This is a genomic window from Streptomyces sp. SPB074, from assembly GCF_000154905.1.
Taxonomy (GTDB): domain Bacteria; phylum Actinomycetota; class Actinomycetes; order Streptomycetales; family Streptomycetaceae; genus Streptomyces.
This window is the reverse complement of the sequence record NZ_GG770539.1, coordinates 6629961-6635733: the sequence shown is the minus strand read 5'-3', so window position 1 is coordinate 6635733 and position 5773 is coordinate 6629961. Positions and strand designations below refer to the sequence as shown.

General features: G+C 69.6%; 4 protein-coding genes. All 4 read right to left on the bottom strand.

The window, feature by feature from the left end; translation table 11 throughout:
* Positions 1-141: 141 nt before the first annotated feature.
* Positions 142-1752 carry a glycoside hydrolase family 13 protein gene (locus SSBG_RS28310; RefSeq protein ID WP_008749471.1) on the bottom strand — a complete coding sequence of 537 codons (1611 nt, stop codon included), beginning with the start codon at positions 1750-1752 and terminating at the stop codon, positions 142-144.
* 215 nt (positions 1753-1967) lie between these two features.
* Positions 1968-2927: a carbohydrate ABC transporter permease gene (locus SSBG_RS28305; protein WP_008749470.1), complete on the bottom strand. Its 960-nt coding sequence runs from the start codon at positions 2925-2927 to the stop codon at positions 1968-1970.
* 15 nt (positions 2928-2942) lie between these two features.
* Positions 2943-3905 carry a carbohydrate ABC transporter permease gene (locus SSBG_RS28300; protein WP_008749469.1) on the bottom strand — a complete coding sequence of 321 codons (963 nt, stop codon included), beginning with the start codon at positions 3903-3905 and terminating at the stop codon, positions 2943-2945.
* A gap of 8 nt (positions 3906-3913) precedes the next feature.
* On the bottom strand, positions 3914-5272 hold the full coding sequence (locus SSBG_RS28295; protein WP_008749468.1) for an extracellular solute-binding protein: 1359 nt from the start codon (positions 5270-5272) through the stop codon (positions 3914-3916).
* Positions 5273-5773: the final 501 nt, after the last annotated feature.

Genomic DNA, 5773 nt, shown 5'->3' with positions numbered 1-5773 from the left:
CCTCCGGCGGCCGGCCCCGCCGGGCCGGCCGGGCGCGCGGTCAGGCGCGCGCCGGGACCGTCCCGGAGCCCTTTCCGGCCTCCCGCGCATATCGGCCGGTCGTCTCGTGCGCCGCGCGCGGACCGGGGTCCGCGCCGCGCGTCAGCGCCGCAGCCACACCGCCGTGTCCGAGGGGAGCAGTCCGCCCTCGGCGAGCGCGCCGCTCGCGAGCAGGACGGCCTCGTGCGCGGGCAGGGCGACGGGCTCGGCGCCGAGGTTGACGAGGCACAGCAGCCCACCGGGGCGGGCGAAGGCGAGCACGCCGGGTGTCCCGGGCAGCCACTCCAGGGGCCCGTGACCGAAGCCCGGCTCGGTCGCGCGCACGCGGATCGCGGCGCGGTAGAGCGAGAGCATCGAGCCGGGGTCGGCCGCCTGGACGTCGGCGGCGTAGGCGGACCAGCCCTCGGGCTGCGGGAGCCAGGGCTCGGTGGTGGAACCGAAGCCGCTGTAGGGCGCGTCGGCGGTCCACGGGAGCGGGACGCGGCAGCCGTCCCGGCCCGGGTCGACGCCCTGGGAGCGGAAGTACATCGGGTCCTCGACGCGGTCGAGGGGGATGTCCGCCTCGGGCAGGCCCAGTTCCTCGCCCTGGTAGAGGTAGACCGAGCCGGGCAGCGCGAGCGAGAGCAGGGCGGCGGCGCGGGCCCTGCGGGTGCCGAGCGTGAGATCGCTCGGGACGCCGAAGCGCTTGCGCTCGAAGGCGAAGCCGGTGTCCTCGGCGCGGCCGTAGCGGGTCACGGTCCGGGTCACGTCGTGGTTGCAGAGCACCCAGGTCGCGGGGGCGCCGACCGGGGCGTGCTCGGCGAGCGTGCTGTCGATGGCCTCGCGGAGCTGGTCCCGGTCCCAGGGACAGCTCGTGAAGTTGAAGTTGAACGCGGTGTGCAGCTCGTCGGGGCGCAGGTAGCGGGCGAAGCGCTCGGCGTCCGGCATCCACACCTCGCCGACGAAGACGCCGCCGTACTCGTCGGCGACCCGGCGCCAGGAGCGGTAGATGTCGTGCAGCTCGTCGCGGTCGATGTACGGGTTGGGGTCGACGCCCTCGACGTAGTCGGGCAGCGCCGGGTCCTTCGCGACGAGGGCCGCCGAGTCGATCCGTACGCCCGCGACGCCGCGCTCGAACCAGAAGCGCAGGACGTCCTCGTGCTCCTTGCGGACGTCGGGGTGGTCCCAGTTGAGGTCGGGCTGCTGCGGCGTGAAGAGGTGCAGGTACCACTCGCCGTCCTCGACCCTGGTCCAGGTGTCGCCGGAGAACTGCGAGGGCCAGTCGTTGGGCGGCAGTTCGCCGTGCTCGCCGCGTCCCGCCCGGAAGTGGAAGCGCTCCCGCTCCGGGCTGCCCGGTCCCGCCTTGAGCGCGGCCCGGAACCAGGCGTGCTGGTCGGAGACGTGGTTGGGGACGATGTCCACGATGGTGCGGATGCCGAGCGCGCGGGCCTCGTCGATGAGTTTCTCGGCCTCGGCGAGGGTGCCGAAGGCCGGGTCGATGGTCCGGTAGTCGGCGACGTCGTACCCGCCGTCGGCGAGCGGCGAGAGGTACCAGGGGGTGAACCAGATCGCGTCGACGCCGAGTTCGGCGAGGTACGGCAGCTTGGCGCGGACACCCGCCAGGTCGCCGGTGCCGTCGCCGTTGCCGTCCGCGAAACTGCGCGGATAGACCTGGTAGATGACGGCGGAACGCCACCAGTCGGGCCCTGCGGGCTCCGGGGAGCTGCCTTCCATCGTTGCATGTCCTTTCGGGCGCCGGCGGGTCGTGCCCGCGGCGCCGTGACGTGAGGCGGGGTCATTCCCTCGTCGGTACGGCGCTGGGCCGCCGCGTCGTGGGCTGCGCGCCACCGCCCCCGCAGCGGGGTCGGATCAGGGGGAGGCGGCGCGCAGGGCGGGTGGGGGCTGCGGGCCCGGCCCCGCCGCTCGCGGGGGCCGGTCCCTCGGGGTCGTCAGCCCTTGGTGGAGCCGGCGGAGATGCCGGCGATGATGTGCCGCTGGAAGACCAGGAAGACCAGGAGCATCGGGATGGACGCGATGACCATGGCCCCGATCTGCGTGGACTGCGAGATGTTCTGGGAGAACTGGACGAGGGCCACGCTGATGGGCTGCTTGTCGGTGTCCGAGAAGACCATGAGCGGCCACAGGAAGTCCTGCCAGACCGCGACCAGGCCGAGGATGGAGACGACGGCGAGGACGGGGCGGGACATCGGCAGCAGGATCGACCAGAGCTGGCGGAGCTTGCCGGCCCCGTCGATCTCGGCGGCCTCCAGGACGTCCCTGGGTATCTGGTCGAAGAAGTTCTTCAGCAGATACAGGTTGAAGGCGTTGGCGACGGCGGGCAGCCAGATGCCCAGCGGGTCGTTGAGCAGGCTCACGTGGATGAGCGGCAGATCGGCGACGGTGAGGTACTTGGGGACCAGCATCGCCTGCGCGGGCACCATGAGCGTGGCCAGGATGCCGCCGAGCACGACCTTGCCGAAGGCGGGCTTGAGCTTGGAGAGGGAGTACGCGGCCGCGGTGCAGAAGACGATCTGGAGGGCCCAGGCGCCGACGGCCTGCACGACCGTGTTCCACAGGTGCGTGGGCAGGTCCATCTGGTCCCACGCGTCGCTGTAGTTGGAGAACTTCCAGTGCTCGGGGAAGAGCGTGGGCGGCGTCCGGGTGAGTTCGCCGGCCGGCTTCGCCGCCCCGGTGACCATCCAGTACACGGGGAAGAGGAAGGCGAGCGCGAAGGCGATCACGACGAGCGCGAAGAGCGTCCAGTACAGGACCTTGCCCTTGGTGCTGGCGAGGGCCAGCGGCGAGACAAGGGTGCGGACGGACGGTCCGCTCTCACGCCTCTCGCGACGCTTGTCGCGGCGGGCGGGGGGCACGGGGGCCGCTTCGGTGGGCGGCAGGACGGCGGTCATCTGCGCGGTCTCCTCTCAGTCCTTGGTCCGGGTGAGCCACAGGTACACCGCGGAGAACAGGCTGAGCAGTACGAGGAGCATCGCGCTCAGGGCGCAGGCCCCGCCGAAGTTCTGGTAGCTGAAGGCGTACTTGTAGATCAGGTAGAGCACGGTGGTGGTGGACGCCTCGGGGCCGCCGCCGGTGATGACGAAGGGCTCGGTGAACACCTGCATCGTGGCGATGATCTGGAGGAGCATCAGCATGAGCATCACGAAGCGCGTCTGCGGGATCGTGACGTGCCGCACCCGCTGGAAGATGTTCGCGCCGTCCAGCTCGGCCGCCTCGTACAGCTCACCGGGGATGCCCTGGAGTGCCGCGAGGTAGATGAGGACGGTGCCGCCCATGTTCGCCCAGGTGGAGACGAGGACGAGGGAGACGAGGGCCGTGTCGGCGCTGAAGATCCAGTCCGAGGTGGGCAGATGGAGAAAGCGCAGGACCTCGTTGATCAAGCCCGCGTCCGGGTCGTAGAACCACTTCCACAGCAGCGCGCTGACGACCGGGGGAATCATCACCGGGAGGTAGACGACGATCCGGAAGAAGCTCTTCGCGTGCCGCAGCTCGTTGAGCACCAGCGCCATGAGGAAGGGCACGGCGAAGCCGATGACCAGCGCGAACACGGTGAACATCGCCGTGTTCTTCCAGGCGGTGGCGAACTCCGGGTCGTGGAAGACCGCCGTGAAGTTGTCGAAGCCCACCCACTCCGGATCGGAGCCGGGAATGTACTTCTGGAACGAGATGATGATCGCGCGGATCGCGGGATACCACGAGAACACCGCGAAACAGACGATGCCCCCGATGAGGAAGGCGTAGGCGCGGAGGTTGTGGACGAGGGCGCGGCGCCAGCGGTCGGCGCGCCCGTGGCCCGCCGGGCGGGCCGCCCCCTCGAAGGAAGGGGGCGGCGCCGCGGCGGACCGCTGAGGTGCCTGAGCAGTCTTCATGGGTGTGGTCAGCCTCGGGCGAGAATGCCGTTGATCTTGGAGTCCGCGTCCTTGAGGAGCTTGTCGATGTCGGCGTCCTTCTTGGTGAGGACGGAGGAGACGACCGAGTCGAGGACGGTGTAGATCTGCTGGGCGCCGGCCGGCTCCAGCTTCGGCTTGACGGTGTCGGCGCCGTCGATGAACGCCTGGTAGTTCTCGACCGGCATGTTGGCGTACTGCTTCTTGAGCGCGAGGTCCTTCTGGTCGCGCTCACCGGTCCACAGGCGCGGCTCGGGGAGGCCGACCGGGGCCTTGTCGGCGGCGGCGCGCTTCCAGTTGTTCAGGCCCTCACCGGGGGTGTTGGTCTGGAACTCCAGGAACTTGAGGCCGGCCTTGATCTGCGCGGCGCTGGCCTTCTTGTTGAACATGTAGCCGTCGCCGCCCGCGAGGGTGCCCTTGCCGCCGGGCATCGGGGCGAGGCCGAGGTCCTCGTACTTCGCGCCCTTCTCCTTGACGAGGATCGGGATGTTGTCCGGGGCCGAGAGGTACATGCCGAGCTTGCCGGAGCCCATCATCTGCTGCACGTCGTTGATGATGAGCAGCTGCTTGCTGCCCATCGAGTTGTCGCGCCAGCGCATGTCCTTGAGGTTCTGGAGGACCGCCTTGCCCTCGGCGGTGTTCACCGCGGACTTCTTGCCGTCCTCGGTGACGAGGGAGCCGCCCTGCGAGTAGATCTCGGCGCCGAAGTGCCAGCCGCCCTGGTTCTGGGCGCTGTAGTCGGCGTAGCCGACGGTGCCGTCGCCGAGGGCGGCGATCTTCTTGGCGGCGGCCTGGACCTCTTCCCAGGTGGCCGGGGGCTTCTCGGGGTCGAGCCCGGCCTTCTTGAAGAGCGCCTTGTTGTAGATGAGGCCCATCGAGTAGTTGGTGCGCGGCACGCCGTAGACCTTGCCGTCGACGGTGTAGACGTCGCGCAGTTCCTGCCGTATGTCCTGGAACCACTTGAGGTCCTTGACGTACGGGGTGAGGTCCGCGGCCTGGTTGATGTCCACGACGTGCTTGGCGTCGGTGAAGTACGTGTAGAACACGTCCTCCATCTGGCCGCCGGCGAGCTTGGCGTCGAAGGTCTTGGGGTCCTGGCAGGGGAAGGCGTCGTGGGCGGTGACGTCGATGTCCTTGTTGGCCTTCTCGAACGCCGCGATGTCGTCCTCGAAGCTCTGCCGGTCGATCTTGGCGCTCTTCGGCGGCTCGCAGTTGACGGTGATCTTCGTCTTGCCGCCGGCGGAGCTGTCCTTGCTGTCGTCGTCCGAGCCGCAGGCGGCCAGGCTCGTCAGTGCCAGGGCGGAGACAACAGCAACGGTACAAGTACGGCGGAACCCGGAGCTTCTCATCGGTGGACCCCTCTAGGGATGGGAAACCCACAGCTGCTTCGCTGTGTGGCGGCGCTCACTCAATCACCGACCACGAATATCCGCAAGATATCGCCGCGATTTCGCAATTATTTGACAGCGGCATGGATGCGACCGAGGGCGGGTATCCGATCGGGCTCACCGGTCCCGGCCGGGCGCACGGCGCGCCACCGGTCGGGAAAAGGGCGTCACGAGGCGCCCCTGAGCAGCGGGTTCGGCCACCGTGACCCCGCCGTGACCTGGCACGGACGGAAGGACGGGCCCCCCGGGCCGCGCGGGCGGGCGACCCCCTCAGAGTGCCCCGGAACGTTCCGGCACGAGGCGTGGAATGCGTCACTCCGCCCCGTTGTACGCGGCCGGACGGCCTCGTACCGGAGTGCGCGCTCCGGGGCGAAGCCCTGACGGAGACCGGACGGTGCTCTGAAAGTTACGGACTCCGCACCGTCCGGGGACTTGACGGCGCGAGCAACTCACGGAAGGGGA

What these genes read in the sequence shown, in the direction of transcription:
- SSBG_RS28305 (WP_008749470.1), bottom strand. Translation starts at nt 2,927, where the DNA reads ATGACCGCCGTCCTGCCGCCCACCGAAGCGGCCCCCGTGCCCCCCGCC.
- SSBG_RS28295 (WP_008749468.1), bottom strand. Translation starts at nt 5,272, where the DNA reads ATGAGAAGCTCCGGGTTCCGCCGTACTTGTACCGTTGCTGTTGTCTCC.
- SSBG_RS28310 (WP_008749471.1), bottom strand. Translation starts at nt 1,752, where the DNA reads ATGGAAGGCAGCTCCCCGGAGCCCGCAGGGCCCGACTGGTGGCGTTCC.
- SSBG_RS28300 (WP_008749469.1), bottom strand. Translation starts at nt 3,905, where the DNA reads ATGAAGACTGCTCAGGCACCTCAGCGGTCCGCCGCGGCGCCGCCCCCT.